General features: G+C 28.8%; 15 protein-coding genes. 8 read left to right on the plus strand and 7 right to left on the minus strand.

The window, feature by feature from the left end; genetic code table 11:
- Positions 1–159: 159 nt before the first annotated feature.
- Positions 160–1,581 carry a tail fiber protein gene (locus Q0881_RS06375; protein ID WP_299157856.1) on the minus strand — a complete coding sequence of 474 codons (1,422 nt, stop codon included), beginning with the start codon at positions 1,579–1,581 and terminating at the stop codon, positions 160–162.
- A gap of 194 nt (positions 1,582–1,775) precedes the next feature.
- Here Q0881_RS06375 and fahA point away from each other — a divergent pair, with 194 nt between their 5' ends.
- The gene (gene fahA / locus Q0881_RS06380; protein ID WP_299157858.1) at positions 1,776–3,056 is read left to right on the plus strand and encodes a fumarylacetoacetase; all 1,281 of its coding nucleotides are present in this window, start codon (positions 1,776–1,778) and stop codon (positions 3,054–3,056) included.
- 62 nt (positions 3,057–3,118) lie between these two features.
- On the opposite strand, the gene Q0881_RS06385 is transcribed toward fahA, so the two are convergent.
- Positions 3,119–4,294, minus strand: a complete 1,176-nt coding sequence (locus Q0881_RS06385) for an MFS transporter (protein ID WP_299157860.1) — start codon at positions 4,292–4,294, stop codon at positions 3,119–3,121.
- A complete protein-coding gene (locus Q0881_RS06390; RefSeq protein ID WP_299157862.1) occupies positions 4,295–4,867 on the minus strand; it encodes an HD family hydrolase in 573 nt (190 codons plus the stop codon).
- Positions 4,868–4,950: 83 nt separating this feature from the next.
- Here Q0881_RS06390 and Q0881_RS06395 point away from each other — a divergent pair, with 83 nt between their 5' ends.
- The gene (locus tag Q0881_RS06395) at positions 4,951–5,508 is read left to right on the plus strand and encodes a Crp/Fnr family transcriptional regulator (RefSeq protein ID WP_299157864.1); all 558 of its coding nucleotides are present in this window, start codon (positions 4,951–4,953) and stop codon (positions 5,506–5,508) included.
- Between the two features lie 9 nt (positions 5,509–5,517).
- Here the strand turns inward: Q0881_RS06395 and Q0881_RS06400 are convergent, their stop codons facing one another.
- Positions 5,518–7,074: a DEAD/DEAH box helicase family protein gene (locus Q0881_RS06400; protein ID WP_299157866.1), complete on the minus strand. Its 1,557-nt coding sequence runs from the start codon at positions 7,072–7,074 to the stop codon at positions 5,518–5,520.
- A 70-nt stretch (positions 7,075–7,144) separates the two neighbouring features.
- Entirely contained in the window at positions 7,145–7,537 is a 393-nt protein-coding gene (ytxJ, locus tag Q0881_RS06405) for a bacillithiol system redox-active protein YtxJ (RefSeq protein WP_299157869.1), read from the minus strand.
- 141 nt (positions 7,538–7,678) lie between these two features.
- On the opposite strand from ytxJ, the gene clpB reads away from it, so the two are divergent.
- Together clpB and Q0881_RS06415 are read left to right on the plus strand one after the other, a co-directional pair.
- The gene (gene clpB, locus Q0881_RS06410; RefSeq protein WP_299157871.1) at positions 7,679–10,282 is read left to right on the plus strand and encodes an ATP-dependent chaperone ClpB; all 2,604 of its coding nucleotides are present in this window, start codon (positions 7,679–7,681) and stop codon (positions 10,280–10,282) included.
- 88 nt (positions 10,283–10,370) lie between these two features.
- Positions 10,371–10,868 (plus strand): phosphoglycerate mutase family protein, encoded by a 498-nt coding sequence (locus Q0881_RS06415; RefSeq protein ID WP_299157873.1) that lies wholly within the window; start codon positions 10,371–10,373, stop codon positions 10,866–10,868.
- Here the strand turns inward: Q0881_RS06415 and Q0881_RS06420 are convergent.
- Both Q0881_RS06420 and Q0881_RS06425 read right to left on the minus strand, forming a co-directional pair.
- Positions 10,865–11,599, minus strand: coding sequence for a DUF6503 family protein (locus Q0881_RS06420; protein ID WP_299157875.1), 735 nt, complete (start codon positions 11,597–11,599; stop codon positions 10,865–10,867). The two genes, Q0881_RS06415 and Q0881_RS06420, sit on opposite strands and share 4 nt — an antisense overlap.
- Positions 11,600–11,722: 123 nt before the next feature.
- Positions 11,723–12,352: an OmpW family outer membrane protein gene (locus Q0881_RS06425; protein ID WP_299157877.1), complete on the minus strand. Its 630-nt coding sequence runs from the start codon at positions 12,350–12,352 to the stop codon at positions 11,723–11,725.
- 134 nt (positions 12,353–12,486) lie between these two features.
- On the opposite strand from Q0881_RS06425, the gene smpB reads away from it, so the two are divergent.
- The 4 genes from smpB to Q0881_RS06445 are packed head-to-tail and all read left to right on the plus strand — an operon-like array spanning position 12,487 to position 15,412.
- Entirely contained in the window at positions 12,487–12,945 is a 459-nt protein-coding gene (gene smpB / locus Q0881_RS06430; RefSeq protein ID WP_299157879.1) for an SsrA-binding protein SmpB, read from the plus strand.
- Positions 12,945–13,841: a hypothetical protein gene (locus Q0881_RS06435; RefSeq protein WP_299157911.1), complete on the plus strand. Its 897-nt coding sequence runs from the start codon at positions 12,945–12,947 to the stop codon at positions 13,839–13,841. The genes smpB and Q0881_RS06435 overlap by 1 nt, the downstream gene beginning before the upstream one ends.
- A complete protein-coding gene (locus Q0881_RS06440; protein WP_299157913.1) occupies positions 13,828–14,409 on the plus strand; it encodes a Maf-like protein in 582 nt (193 codons plus the stop codon). The genes Q0881_RS06435 and Q0881_RS06440 overlap by 14 nt, the downstream gene beginning before the upstream one ends.
- 52 nt (positions 14,410–14,461) lie before the next feature.
- Entirely contained in the window at positions 14,462–15,412 is a 951-nt protein-coding gene (locus Q0881_RS06445; RefSeq protein WP_299157915.1) for a transketolase family protein, read from the plus strand.
- The last annotated feature ends 54 nt before the right edge of the window (positions 15,413–15,466 follow it).

Genomic DNA, 15,466 nt, shown 5'->3' on the forward strand with positions numbered 1-15,466 from the left:
AATTAAATACTTTGTTATAGATGTAATCTAGATAACAATTTTTTGTTTTCAAGTTCTTAAAAACTATAGTTAATTTAATATTTGTTTCTTAATTTTTTGAAATAAAAAAACATCTTAAAAAGATGTTTGTGATAAGTAGTATATTTTTTTGATTTACTTCTATTTTTTCAAAAGTTGTTTTAATAACGTTTTTAATTCATCTATCTCTTTTTGTTGCTTTTCTAGCTTAGTATTTTGTGTCTCTAGTTTAATGCTTTGTCTTTCTAATACTTTTATTTTCTTTTCTTGTTCAATAGTATAAAGAGTCAACTCTTCTATTTTTTGCAATAACTTAGCGTCCATTTCACCTAAAAATATTCCATTTTTCTTTACTTCTTTTGCAGAAGGAATATCTTTTAAATGTCCTTTCTCTTTAATATGTTTTTCAACTTCTTTTAATGATGGTAGATTATAATCATTTTCAAAAACAAAGTCAGACCAGCCAATTAAATCTACTTTTACTTCTTTTGTGTGTATTTTTCCATTTACAGCTAACTTTGCGTCTGGATTGATTGTTCCGATTCCAATATCTCCAGAAGAGTTTATAATAAACCGTGTACTATTAGTTGAATAACTATGTATTGAAAAATCACCATCTTTATTTTCCCTTAACTTAATACCCCATCTATTAAAGCCAGGGTTTAAATTACTTTGACCAACAAACCCAATTACATTATTTGACCCTGCTATCTGTAAAGATCCATCAGAATAATTTCCAATATTTGAAGTGTTATCAACTATTTCAAATTTAGCATTTGGATTTGTTGTTCCTATTCCTACATTACCTGTTCCACTTTTCACTACCATTTTAGCATCAGAAGCTTTTACAACTGATGAATTGGGAGAATTGTTTAATGCTAATATAAAGTCACCTCTTCCGTGTGCACGACCATCATTAACGAACATTAATGCTCCTTTTCTATAATCACTATTTGAAGAAGCACTTTTAAACCACAAGGTTGCTGAATTCCCTATCTGTTCAACATTATTTTGAATAGTTAAACCTTTACTTCCTGTTCCCGATCCAAAAATATGCAATCTAGATAGTGGATTTGTTGTTCCTACTCCTACATTACCTCCAGATTTCATATATAATACACCATCAGATTTTCCCACTTCCAAAAAGTTAAGATTCCCTCCTGTTTGTTGTACAGCCCACTGATTAGAACCAAATCTTAAATAACTAGCTTCATTAATTCTTATATCACCAATTACATCTAATGAATATAAAGGGTTTGTAGTTCCAATACCTATGTTACCATTAGCTTTAATAACAGCCCTAACTTCTGGAATTGCTCCAGTTCCAAAGACTATGTCTGTACCTGCATTTGCCCTTGGTTGAAAGACTAAATTACCTCTGGTTTGAAAAGGATAAGCGCTACCCGTTTGGCCAGAAGTTAAAATATGAGAATATGTATCTGAAGTTGTCCAATTTATATTTCCTTCATTCCATTTTAAAACTAATTTTTCATTAATTAAATTTTGGGAGTTTAATTTTGCAACAATTAATATTAATACAATTAGTACTATTCTTTTTTTCATAATAATTTTTAATTTTAGAAATGCAAAAATATACTTTTATATTTATGACAGTTATATCAATGAACTTTTTAGTTTTAAAAGCCCTGAAAAGCTACACTTTTACTAAAACCTTCTTTTGTAAATTTTGACCTTGAAATTGGGTTAAATTGAAAAAAATATGTAGGTTTGATGTAAAATAAAACACAACGAATTCAATGGAAATAACAGCTAATAACCCTAATAGGAAATCTTGGTTAAATGTAAATAAAGATTCAGATTTTCCTATTCAAAACATTCCTTTTGGAGTATTTATTACTAAAGATGATATTATTACTATTGGTACTAGAATTGGTGATTTTGCTATTGATTTAGGGGCTTTACACCAATTAGGGTATTTTGAAGACATCCCTCTTACTGATGATATTTTCTTACAAGATACTTTAAATGATTTTATTGCTGATGGTCGTAAAACTTGGCGTTTAGTACGTAATAAAATTGCTGAAATTTTTGATGTTACTAACGGAAAGTTACGTGACAATGCAGACCATAAAGACAAGGTTATTTTTAGAATGGAAGATGTAGAAATGCAATTGCCTGTTGCTGTTGGTGATTATACTGATTTTTATGCGAGTAAAGAACACGCTACAAATGTAGGTTCACTATTCCGTGATCCAGAAAATGCTTTATTACCAAACTGGTTACATATTCCAATAGGATACCATGGTAGAAGCTCATCTATAATTCCATCAGGAACTCCAATACGTCGTCCTTTAGGACAACAAAGACCAAGTGAAGGAGAAACAACTCCAAATTTTGGACCATCAAAATTATTAGATTTTGAATTAGAAATGGCATTTATCACAACAGCTTCAAATCATTTAGGAGAGCGTATTCCTATAGAAGAAACTGAAGAATATATTTTTGGATTGGTATTATTTAATGACTGGTCTGCTCGTGATATTCAAGCATGGGAGTATGTTCCTTTAGGACCTTTCTTAGGGAAAAACTTTGCTTCTACTATATCACCATGGATTGTTACTTTAGATGCTTTAGAGCCTTTTAGAGTCGAGAATCCAAAGCAAGTACATGAACCTTTGCCATATTTGAAAAAAGAAGGAAAAGGAAGTTATGATATTAACTTACAAATGGCTATTCAACCAGAAAATGCTGAAGAAACTGTAGTTTGTAATTCAAACTTCAAATATATGTATTGGACAATGGCACAACAATTAGCACATCATACTGTTAATGGTTGTCCTGTAAATGCTGGAGATATGATGGGTAGTGGAACTATTTCTGGTCCAACTAAAGATAGTTTTGGGTCAATGCTTGAGTTAACTTGGAGAGGACAAAATCCTTTAAAAATGAATAATGGTACAGAACGTAAATTTATCAATGATAATGATACCGTAATTATGCGTGGATATTCTGAAAATGAAAATGTACGTATTGGTTTTGGAGAATGTACAGGTAAAATATTACCTGCTATAGAATAGTGAAATCATAAAAGTAATTTAAAAAAGATGCTCAAAACGAGCATCTTTTCTTGTTTGAAAATTTAATGCAATTTTTTAATCTTTTTTTGAAAGGTTATTATATAATATAAACCTAGAAAAGTAAAGAATGTACAAGCATAAAAGATTATTGGAATTCTTGTAATTATGTCTTTATAGTACCAGCCTGAAAATAATGCCCCTAGCCCAATTCCAGCTTCTAAAGCGATATACATAGTGGCTATAGATTTTCCTTTTGTTAATGGATTGCTTAAATCTATAGTCCATGCATTTATAGTTGGAGATAAAATCCCCATAGCTAATCCATATACAGTTGCACCGATTAGTAATCCTTGTTTGAAATCAAGAAACCCTAATAAAATTAAAGAGCAAACTAAAATAATAAGCCCTATTTTAATTACTATTATTCTACCATATTTATCGGAAACTTTTCCAGAAATTATTCTTATAAATAAAGATGAGATTGTAAAGACTATAAAGAAAGTCCCTTTATTTTTTATACCCAAATATTCACTCCAGTCTGGAATTAATGTTAGTATTACTCCAAAACCTAGGTAAGTTACAAATGTTATTATTGCAGCAGGTATCACTTCTCTAGCTATAATATCTTCTTTAGCTATTTTAAACGTTGAATATTTAATTTTTTGAGTTGATGTGAGCGTCTCTTTAATTTTAAAAATTAATAATATAGATACTATAGCAAATAACGAAGAGCTATAAAAAAGGATGTCATAGGTTGCGTATAATTTTATGTAACTACCTAAAGCGGGACCTAAAGCTAAGCCTGAACTAAAACAAAGCCCTTGAATTCCCATAGCCTCCCCTAGCCTATTTTTAGGAATAATATCTGATACATAAGCTGCAATAGCTGTTGGACCAAAACCTGTTGAAAATCCATGTATTAATCGCAAGAATAAAAAACCAGAAACAGTACTTAAAATAGGATATAAAAAACCACAAATAACACAAACAACAGCTCCAAATATCATGATTGGTTTACGCCCAATAGAATCTGTTAGCTTCCCACTAAAAGGCCTTGATAAACCAGCTGTAAGTGTAAATAACGCAATTATTAATCCTTTATACTCTGCCCCTCCTAAACCGCTTATATAATTAGGTAATTCAGGAATTAACATATTATAGCTAGCAGAGAAAAATAAAGAACTTATACATACCAAAATAAAATTTGTAGTGTATAATTTAGTATTTGTTAATTTCATTTAAAACAATTTAAAAGCTTCTTCAATTTCATTCTTTGAATATTCCCATATCAGTTTTGAACCATTTTCTACAGGCTTCGTTTTACTTAATACTTTATCTATAGGAACATTATACTCTTTCCATGTGCCTCCTTCATTAGAAATATTCTGTAAAATAGGTTCAAAACGATCCATAGCTTTGGCAAATTTTGCTTCATTTGTTTTTCCATTTTCAAATTCTAACCAAAGTGCTATTAAATCTTTAGCTTGTTTGTCAGGTAGTAGTCCAAATATTCTTTTAGCAGCTTTTAATTCTTCAACAGTATTGTCATGATTCTTTACTGAATCAAAAATAAAAACATCACCAGAATCAATTTCAACGATATCATGAATTAAAACCATTTTTAAAACCTTTAAAACGTCTATTTTCGCATTTGAATGTTCAGCTAAAACTATTGTCATCATTGCCAAATGCCAACTATGTTCAGCATCATTTTCACATCGATCGCTACTAAATAATTTTGTTTTTCGTTGTATATATTTTAATTTATCAATTTCTTTTATAAATTTAATTTGTTCCAAAAAAACACTCATGTAATTCATTATTTCATAATTTTACATTGCAAAATACAAGCTATTATAATTCTTATAAAAGGACAATTGTCCCAACTAAAAAAATGATTCGAATAAATCCTAATTTTCTAGCTTATATTGAGATATTAGTTCAAAAGCACTTAGATTATTTTATACTTGAAGAGTATGCTACTCGTGAAGTTATTTTAAAACAAAACAAGCATTATCATTCTTTGTATATTATAAAAAGTGGAATTACAAAATGTTATCTGTCAGATGAGAATGGAAAAGATTTTATTCAGGAGTTCTTAGGAGAAGGAATGGAATTTGGTGAATTGGAAGTATTTAGTGGAAATTTAAGTTTTTGTAATATTGAAGCAATTTCTAATGTGAAATTGTACAAGATATCTCATAAAAATTATACTAGCTTATTAGAAAACGATTCTGTTTTTAATAAGTTAGTAATGAAATCGCTAGCAGCTAAAATAGCTTACAAAGCACCAAGGCACTCATTTCAACAATCCTATTCAATAGAAGAGAACATTATAAAGTTAAAAAAATCCTACCCAAACTTCGATAAAATATTCTCTAAAAAAGACATTGCTAATTATTTAGGAATTACTTTACGTAGTTTAAATAGGACTTTAAATAATTTAAATTAAAAATTATTTTTATTCTTCTTCTGGCGGTGGATGTCCATGAATTTGTTCGTAAATTTCATCAAAATTAGTACGTAAATGCGTGTTTAATTTTTTTCTATAATCATCCTGTAGCCAATCAATAAAGTTATGTGTGCTCTTGCAAATACATTTAGAGTATCTAAAAATTCTATCATCAATATCTCCTCCTAATTTTTTAGCTAGAATTAAAGCATCAAAAACATCTTCACTATTTTCTATACAAAGTTTAGCATGATGTTCTATTGATTTTTCAAGAACTTTTTTAGATGACAATCCAGCTTGAATAGTATCAATATATACTCTCTTTACATCAAAATATAAATCGGTAGAATTTGCAAACTCTTTTTTAACATCTGCTGGTAATTCATATCTAAAATCATTTTCTATTTCTTCATCAGATAATAAATTATCTAAGTAGAAATTTGGAGATCTAAACATTTTTTGCCAATCTAAGTCAGCACCCCATGGTCCAAAACGATGGAAATTATTACCTAAATCAATTACGTTAAATTCTGATTTCCCTGGTAAAATACGAGAACCTCTACCTATCATCTGATAGTATAAAGTTAACGATTTAGTTGCTCTATTTAAAATAATAGATTGTACTGTAGGTTCATCAAATCCAGTTGTTAAAATACTTACAGAAGTAATAATAGCATTAGGAGTTTTATGAAACCATTTCAGTATAAAATCTCTTTCTTTTTTAGTATTTGTATTATCTAAGTGAGCTATTGGATATCCCGCTTTTTTAAAAGTATCAAATACATGTAATGAAGTATTAATACCATTATTAAAAATAAGCGTTTTTGTTCCCTTAGCACGTTCTTCATATGCTTGTAACAACTTAGATAACATGTCTGTATTTGTATATAAGTCTTCTGAAGATTTAACTGTATAATCTCCATTAGCACCAATTTCCAATGAAGTTAGCCCTACATTGTATGAAAAAACATTAGCTCTTGCTAAGTATTCATTTTGAATTAAAGTACCAATACTTTCACCTGCAATTAACTCATCATAATTATCTCGCATTGGTAATTTGATATTCGAACTTAAAGGGGTTGCTGTAACACCAAGAACAAACGACTTATCAAAAAACTTAAATAATTTAGTAAACGAATTATAGTGGGCTTCATCAATAATAACCAATCCAACATCAGAAATATCTAACATATCATCATTCAAACGATTGTTAAGTGTTTCTACCATGGCAACAAAACAACCGAACTTATCTTGATCATCTAAGCTAGCCTTGCTATCTATTATTTTGTTTTCTACACCAAACTCACTCAACATTCTTGCTGTTTGCTTACATAGTTCAATTCTGTGAGTCATTATCAATACTTTCTTTTGATAATGTTTTAAAAATTGACGTGTAATTTCAGAAAAAATTACTGTTTTACCACCTCCTGTTGGTAATTGATATAAAAGATGATAATTTTGAGGTGCATTTTCAAAACTTTTAAAAATTCTGTGCAATGCTTCCTTTTGGTAGCTATATAAACTTTTTCCTTTAGTGGTTTGCGGAGTCGTGGTTTCGTTACTCAATTTTAACTATTTTTGGGAAAAGCAAAATTACGACGTATTTAGATAAATACCATTAAAAACAATAGGTTTTTTAAAAGTTTTTTAAATCAATTTGAGCTATATTATAGTGTGAAGCGTGTGCAACAGCAACTCCATTTTTAATTACCAATAACTGAGGTGATTGGTGTAATACTTGAAACTCATACCCTACTTCACTTGATAAATCTCTGTAAGAAAGTAAATCAAGATAATATACTTTAAAGTCTTTTAACTCCTCATCAAAACTACTTACAAAACGTTTAATAACCATACTACTAATTCCACATCTTGTTGAATGTTTAAATATAGCTATCGCTTCATTTTTTGATTGTTTTTTTATTTCTTTTAATTGTTCTATAGAAGTTAAGGGAATCCAGTTTATAAAAGATTCTTGTTTTTCTTCTTTTACTGTTTTATTACCAAATATTGAATTAAATATACCCATTAGTATTTTTTTGATTCTGTCGATTCAAATTACAAAACCTTTCAATAAGTCAAAAAGTCAGTAAAAACAAAGGAAATAAAGACAATTTGACTGTTTTTAAGCTTTTTTTTGAAATGGTATTGAATTTGAAATCTACAAAACATGAATTTTAACAATTATACAATAAAATCACAAGAAACCATTCAACAAGCGCAGCAATTAGCGCAAAGTTATGGTCATAATCAAATAGAAAATGAGCATATTTTTAAAGCTATTTCTTTAGTTGATGAAAATGTGTTACCATTTATATTAAAAAAACTCAACATTAATTTAGATGTTGTACAGCAAATTTTAGACAAACAATTAGAAAGTTTTTCTAAAGTTTCTGGTGCCGATATAATGCTTTCTAGAGAAGCTAGTAAAACGCTTAACGAAGCTAGTATTTTAGCAAAAAAAATGAACGATGAATATGTTTCAATTGAGCATTTAATACTTGCTATAGTAAAATCTAAAAGTGGAATTGGTCAAGCTTTAAGAGACCAAGGAGCTACAGAGAAATTAGTTAGTGCTGCTATTAGTGAATTACGTAAAGGTGATCGAGTTACTTCGCAAAGCGCAGAAGAAACGTATAACTCTTTAAATAAATATGCTAAAAACTTAAACCAGTTAGCACAAGACGGAAAATTAGATCCTGTAATTGGACGTGATGAAGAAATTCGTCGTTTGCTTCAAATTTTATCACGAAGAACAAAAAATAATCCAATTTTAGTAGGAGAGCCAGGTACTGGTAAAACAGCTATAGCAGAAGGATTAGCACATAGAATAATCCGTGGTGATGTTCCTGAAAACTTAAAAGAAAAACAAATTTTTTCTTTAGATATGGGCGCTTTAATTGCAGGTGCTAAATATAAAGGCGAATTTGAAGAGCGTTTAAAATCTGTTGTAAAAGAAGTAACTACCTCTAATGGAGATATCGTTTTATTTATAGATGAAATTCACACTTTAGTAGGTGCTGGCGGCGGACAAGGGGCTATGGATGCAGCTAATATTTTAAAACCAGCTTTAGCTCGTGGTGAATTAAGAGCAATAGGTGCCACTACCCTAGATGAATATCAAAAGTATTTTGAAAAAGATAAAGCTTTAGAGCGTCGTTTTCAAAAAGTATTAGTAGATGAACCAGATACTGAAAGTGCTATTTCTATTTTAAGAGGTATTAAAGATAAATACGAAACACATCATAAAGTTCGTATTAAAGATGAGGCTATTATTGGAGCTGTAGAATTATCACAACGCTATATAACCAATCGATTTTTACCAGATAAAGCGATTGATTTAATGGATGAAGCTGCTTCTAAATTACGAATGGAGATAAACTCTAAACCTGAAGAATTAGATGTCTTAGATCGTAAAATAATGCAGTTAGAAATAGAGATTGAGGCGATTAAAAGAGAAAATGATGAAGTTAAATTAAAGTCATTAAACGCTGATGTAGCTAATTTAAAAGAAGAACGCAACGAGATTAACGCCAAATGGCAATCAGAAAAAAGTGTTGTAGATGCAGTTCAGCAATTAAAAACAACTATAGAAAACTATAAGCTCGAAGCTGAAAAAGCAGAACGTCAAGGGGATTATGGTAAAGTAGCAGAAATCCGTTACGGTAAAATAAAAGAAGCACAAGAGGCTCTTGAAAAACAACAAGAGATTTTGGCTAGTCAGAGTGAAAATGCCTTAATAAAAGAAGAAGTTACTTATGATGATATTGCTGAAGTTGTTGCTAAATGGACAGGAGTACCAGTAACTAAAATGATACAATCTGAAAGAGAAAAATTATTAAGTTTAGAAGATGAATTGCATAAACGTGTTGTAGGACAAGAGGAAGCAATTGAAGCTGTTTCTGATGCTGTTAGAAGATCTAGAGCAGGATTGCAAAACCCAAACAAACCAATAGGGAGTTTCTTATTTTTAGGTACTACAGGTGTTGGTAAAACAGAATTGGCAAAAGCATTAGCTGATTATTTATTTGATGATGAAAATGCGATGACGCGTATAGATATGAGTGAATATCAAGAACGTCATTCGGTAAGTCGTTTAGTAGGTGCACCTCCTGGTTATGTCGGTTATGATGAAGGAGGACAATTAACAGAAGCTGTTAGAAGAAAGCCATATTCTGTAGTATTATTAGATGAAATTGAGAAAGCACATCCAGATACTTTTAATGTTTTATTACAAGTACTAGATGAAGGTAGGTTAACTGATAATAAAGGTCGTGTAGCAGATTTTAAAAATACAATTATTATTATGACCTCTAATATGGGTAGTCATATTATTCAAGAAAAGTTTGAAAACTTTAAAGGCGATATTCATACAACTATGGAAATGGCAAAAACTGAAGTTTTAGGATTGTTAAAACAAACGGTTCGTCCTGAGTTTTTAAATAGAATTGATGATATTATTATGTTTACGCCATTATCTCAAGATAATATTAAACGAATTGTGAAATTACAATTAAACAGTGTTAAGAAAATGGTTGCTGAACAAAATATAACTTTAGACGCTACTGATGAAGCTATTAAGTATTTAGCGGAAAAAGGATATCAGCCTGAATTTGGTGCACGTCCAGTAAAACGTGTTATACAAAAACAAGTATTGAATCAGTTGTCTAAAGAAATTTTATCAGGTAAAATAACTACAGATAGCATTATTTTATTAGATGCTTTCGATGATGAATTAGTCTTTAGAAATCAATCTGATTTGGTAGAAAAATAAAAATTAATATTATTTTATTTATCAAAAGCGGTGTATTTATTACATCGCTTTTTCTTTTTTGAGTATATTCGTCAGCAAATTTACAAGCATGAAAAAATATTTTTTTTTACTAGTTTTTACCTTAAGCTCTATTGTAGCATTTTCACAAGATAATGTTACTACTTATTATTTAATTCGTCATGCAGAAAAAGATAGAACAGATAAAGCGAATAAAAACCCAAACCTTAAAGAAAAAGGAGAAAAACGAGCAAAAAAATGGGCAGAAGTGTTTAAAGATGTTAATTTTGACTTAGTTTATGCTACAAATTATAATAGGACTCAACAAACAGCAGCACCTACTGCTAAAAGTAAAAAGTTGAAAGTTTTAGCATATAATCCAAATAAATTATTCAATAAAGAATTTCAAAAAGCTACTAAAGGAAAAACGGTCTTAGTTGTTGGTCACAGCAATACAACTCCTATGCTGGCTAATAAAATTTTAAATAAAGAAAAATATAAATTTATCAATGATCATAATAATGCTAATTTATACATAATTACAATCATTGATAATGTAAAGAATTCTATTTTATTAAAAATAGATTAATTTTTACTCAGTTTAACTTTAATGTTTTCTAAAATTATTTCTGAAAGTTTTTTAAGTTTTCCTTCTTCATACAATTTATCTATCATATAAAAATCTATGTCTTTTTCTAAAGGTTTATAGTTATTATAGTCTACAAATCGAATTCCATCAACAAACGTTTCTTTCTTAACATCTCTAAAACGTACTCCTCCTCCATTTGTATGATATTTATATGCTATATAATCTAACTGAAAATTATCTTTAAAAAACCAATAAATAAATACATCATCAAAATCAGTTCCTCCTCCATTTTCATTAAAGGTTACTTCAACTTTATAATATTCTTTTCCTTTTATCTTTACTTTTCCTAAAATCTTTTTATAAACAGCTTTATCATTTAATCCTAATGGTAAAATAGAAAAATAGTGAACAGAGTTCACTGAATTTCCATAAGCTTTTTGTTTTTTGTCAGATAACTCAATTAAATTACCATTTATATACCTTTTAAAACTATTATTAGACAGTATATCTTTAATATTTAAACTGTCTTTTTTCTCTGTTTTTATAAATTCAAAAACACCATTATTTCTATCTGCTTGATATTTTTTATTCCTAAAGTCAAAGGAAATTGAGGCATTTTTTAATACTTTTAATTTAGAATTTTCTATTGATTTATCTACTATCTCTTGTGCTGTATAACTAGGTTTACAAGAAACTAAAAATAGCATAACAATTGCATATATATATCGCATGTACTTCATTTTACTGTTTGTTTAAACAAAATTACAAGAATATTGTATGTACAATATTTAAAGTTATGTTAATAAAAAAAGCAGCATATAAAGCTGCTTTTTATTGTTTATTTTTAAAGAGTTTTAAAATCTCATACCTACTCCAAACCCAATTAGTAAAGGGTTAATATCAACATTAGCAGGAACTGTAGCTACACCAGCATTTACAGTAACATCTGTACTTAATCCTATATATTTAGCATCAATATTTAAAAACCAAGTATCATCTAAATCATAATCAAAACCAGCTTGAAAAGCATATCCAAAAGAGTTTTTATAAGTTACATCAACAACAGCTCCAGGGTTTGCGCTATAAAAAATAGTGTAATTCCCTCCTACACCAATATAAGGTCTAAAATTATTTAAATTAAAATGGTACTGAACTGTTAAAGTTGGTGGTAATAACCATACATGCCCTAAATCTACATTTCCTAGAGCAGTGTTCACAGCTTTAACATTATGCTTTGTTGTTCCTAAAATTAATTCAGCTGCAATGTTTTCTGTAAAAAAATAGGTAAAATCAATTTCAGGAATTAAATTATTACTAATCTCTACATCGCCACCAATAGTTCCAATTGTTGCAGATTCGCTAGGCAAAACACTTACCCATCTAAATCTAGCTTGCCATTTTTTGTCTTCTTTTGTTTTTTCTTGTGCACTGATACTTCCTATTAATAGTACCCCAAAAATTAAGCTTAATACTACTTTTTTCATAATTTTAAAATTTAATTATTCACTTATTTCTAAGACAAAATTACCTTGAAGCTTTAGGGAATATCATGACTAAAATCATAGTTTATTATTTTTATAAATAAGCTTAACAATTATATTTATATTTGCTATTACTTATGCAAAAAAAGATCAACATACAAAATAAAAAAGCTCGTTTTGAATACGAGATAATTGATAAATATACTGCTGGAATACAGCTTACTGGTACTGAAATAAAATCGATAAGACTCAGTAAAGCTCGTATAACTGAAAGCTTTTGTGAGTTTAATGATCAAGGTGAACTTTTTGTTATTAATATGTATATTGAAGAATATGCTTTTGGTAATAATTATAACCACAAGCCAAAAAGTGAACGTCGATTATTATTAAATAAACGTGAGTTAAAAAAGCTTGAAAGAGAAGTTGAAGCCAAAGGAAGTACTATAGTGCCTCTTAAACTTTTTATAAATGAAAATGGTTGGGCTAAACTAGACATTGCTTTAGCTAAAGGTAAAAAAACGCATGACAAACGTCAAACAATAAAAGATAGAGATAATAAAAAAGATTTAGCAAGAATTAAAAAAGCATTTAATTAATGCTTATAGCTTTTTTTAATATTATTCACTGGAAAGAACTTTTATATTTTATTTTTTTACTCTTTCTATTCAAATTCTGTTTTTTATATGGTTGTGGCTTTAAAACAACACTTTCTTTTTTAGATTTAAGTATTTTATCCTTATCCACTACCTTTATCATTGGAACAGGTTATTTAACAAATTATTATAAAAGAAAGCAAGGAAAGAAAAATGTTTTCCCTTTAGATAAAATAAAGGCTTCTATTCTTTTTTTTTCAATTTCAGGGATTTCTTTAGGAGTATTATTGTCATTTAAAATAAGTAAACCTTATTACAGTTTTATTTTTTTATGTTGTTTAATAGCTACTCTGATATATGCCAATAATACTAAGAAGAAAACTTTTTTAAATAGTATTGGGAGAGCCTTTTTAAAACCATTTATAATCTTAGTTGTTTTATGGTTTGATGCTCCAATAAACTTAAATACTTCTCAATGGGATCTGTTTTTTAAGTTGCAGTCAATTGCAATTGTGTATGTAATTATTTCTTTTTTGAGTAATTTTTATAGAGAAATAATAATTGATATTAATCAAATCAATTATGACTATGCTAGAAAAAACACAACACTACCTGTTATTTTAGGAAGAAAGAGAGCTAAAAATACAGCTTTAATAATCGTGGTTATTGTTAGTATTATCATTTTGTATTTTTCAATAACTTATATTAAAAACAAAATACTACTATTAGCTATATTTTTTTTAGGAACGGTTCCAGAACTCTTTATTATTTACTTACTAATTAACGCATCTAGTTCAAATAACTATAAATTTTTATATAAGGTTTCTAATGTAGCTTACCTTCTAGCTATTTTTAGTGTCCCAATAGTTACTTATTATTTTAAATATGTTATCAAATAAACTATCAAAATTCAACATAATTCTAGCTTCTAATTCTCCAAGAAGACAACAACTTCTCAAAGATTTAGACTTAAGTTTTGAGATAAGAACCAAGGAAGTTGAAGAAATTTACCCTAATGAATTATTAGGTATTGAAATAACTGATTTTCTAGCTAATTTAAAATCGAAGCCTTTTGAAAATGAATTAAAAGAAAATGATCTTTTAATAACATCAGATACAATAGTTTGGTTTGATAATAAAGCATTAGGGAAGCCTAAAAATTATAAAGAAGCATTTAAAATGCTTAAAGAGCTATCTAATAATACACATCAAGTAATAACTTCCATATGTTTTACAAGTAAAAAGAAGAAACATATTATTAATGATGCAACTACCGTTACCTTTAAAAAGCTTACCGATGAAGAGATTAATTATTATATAAATACTTACAAACCTTTTGATAAAGCTGGTGCTTACGGCATTCAAGAATGGATTGGAAAAATAGGAATTACTCAAATAGAAGGTAGTTATTTTAATGTTATGGGCTTTCCTGTTCATAAACTTTATAAAGAATTAATAAATTTGTAGTATACATTTTTATAAAAGATTATTTTTGACCCGTATTCACACAACATAACTGATGAAAAAATATACTTATACTGAAAAAAAAGATACCAGATCTGGATTTGGTGATGGTTTAACTGAATTAGGAAAAACCAATGAGAACGTAGTTGCATTATGTGCAGATTTAACAGGATCATTAAAAATGGGCGATTTTGCTAAAAATCATCCAGAACGTTTTTACCAAATTGGTATTGCTGAAGCAAACATGATGGGTATTGCTGCTGGATTAACGATTGGAGGTAAAATACCTTTTACGGGTACTTTTGCTAACTTTTCAACAGGTCGTGTTTACGATCAAATTCGTCAATCAATTGCTTATTCAGATAAAAATGTGAAAATTTGTGCTTCTCATGCGGGATTAACTCTTGGTGAAGATGGAGCAACACACCAAATTTTAGAAGATATAGGTTTGATGAAAATGTTACCTGGTATGACAGTTATTAATACTTGTGATTACAGTCAAACTAAAGCTGCTACTCTTGCTATTGCAGATTTTGATGGACCAGTATATTTACGTTTTGGTAGACCAAAAGTACCAGTATTTATGACTGATGAGCCTTTTGAAATTGGTAAAGGAATTAAACTTACTGAAGGAAATGACGTTACTATTGTTGCCACTGGACATTTAGTTTGGGAAGCTTTACAAGCTGCAGAGCAATTAGAAGAAAAAGGTATTTCTGCTGAAGTAATTAATATTCATACGATTAAACCTTTAGATGAAGATATTATTTTAAAATCTGTAGCTAAAACTGGTTGTATTGTTACTGCTGAAGAGCATAATAAATATGGTGGTTTAGGTGAAAGTGTAGCTCGTTGTTTAGCCACTAATACCCCTACTCCACAAGAATTTGTAGCAGTAAATGATAGTTTTGGAGAATCTGCAACTCCAGCTGAATTAATGGAGAAATACGGATTGAATGATAAAGCAATTATTGCAGCTGTAGAAAAAGTAATTTCTAGGAAATAAACTTTAAAACATAAAATTTAAGAGCATCATTTTATAGTTAAAATGATGCTTCTT

Source organism: uncultured Tenacibaculum sp., assembly GCF_947494125.1.
GTDB lineage: Bacteria > Bacteroidota > Bacteroidia > Flavobacteriales > Flavobacteriaceae > Polaribacter.

Excerpts from the sequence above, each read along its gene's own strand:
- fahA (WP_299157858.1), top strand. The coding sequence starts at position 1,776 with ATGGAAATAACAGCTAATAACCCTAATAGGAAATCTTGGTTAAATGTA.
- Q0881_RS06445 (WP_299157915.1), top strand. The coding sequence starts at position 14,462 with ATGAAAAAATATACTTATACTGAAAAAAAAGATACCAGATCTGGATTT.
- Q0881_RS06415 (WP_299157873.1), top strand. The coding sequence starts at position 10,371 with ATGAAAAAATATTTTTTTTTACTAGTTTTTACCTTAAGCTCTATTGTA.
- Q0881_RS06420 (WP_299157875.1), bottom strand. The coding sequence starts at position 11,599 with ATGCGATATATATATGCAATTGTTATGCTATTTTTAGTTTCTTGTAAA.
- smpB (WP_299157879.1), top strand. The coding sequence starts at position 12,487 with ATGCAAAAAAAGATCAACATACAAAATAAAAAAGCTCGTTTTGAATAC.
- ytxJ (WP_299157869.1), bottom strand. The coding sequence starts at position 7,537 with ATGGGTATATTTAATTCAATATTTGGTAATAAAACAGTAAAAGAAGAA.
- Q0881_RS06440 (WP_299157913.1), top strand. The coding sequence starts at position 13,828 with ATGTTATCAAATAAACTATCAAAATTCAACATAATTCTAGCTTCTAAT.
- Q0881_RS06375 (WP_299157856.1), bottom strand. The coding sequence starts at position 1,581 with ATGAAAAAAAGAATAGTACTAATTGTATTAATATTAATTGTTGCAAAA.
- Q0881_RS06395 (WP_299157864.1), top strand. The coding sequence starts at position 4,951 with ATGATTCGAATAAATCCTAATTTTCTAGCTTATATTGAGATATTAGTT.
- Q0881_RS06435 (WP_299157911.1), top strand. The coding sequence starts at position 12,945 with ATGCTTATAGCTTTTTTTAATATTATTCACTGGAAAGAACTTTTATAT.
- clpB (WP_299157871.1), top strand. The coding sequence starts at position 7,679 with ATGAATTTTAACAATTATACAATAAAATCACAAGAAACCATTCAACAA.
- Q0881_RS06425 (WP_299157877.1), bottom strand. The coding sequence starts at position 12,352 with ATGAAAAAAGTAGTATTAAGCTTAATTTTTGGGGTACTATTAATAGGA.
- Q0881_RS06385 (WP_299157860.1), bottom strand. The coding sequence starts at position 4,294 with ATGAAATTAACAAATACTAAATTATACACTACAAATTTTATTTTGGTA.
- Q0881_RS06390 (WP_299157862.1), bottom strand. The coding sequence starts at position 4,867 with ATGAGTGTTTTTTTGGAACAAATTAAATTTATAAAAGAAATTGATAAA.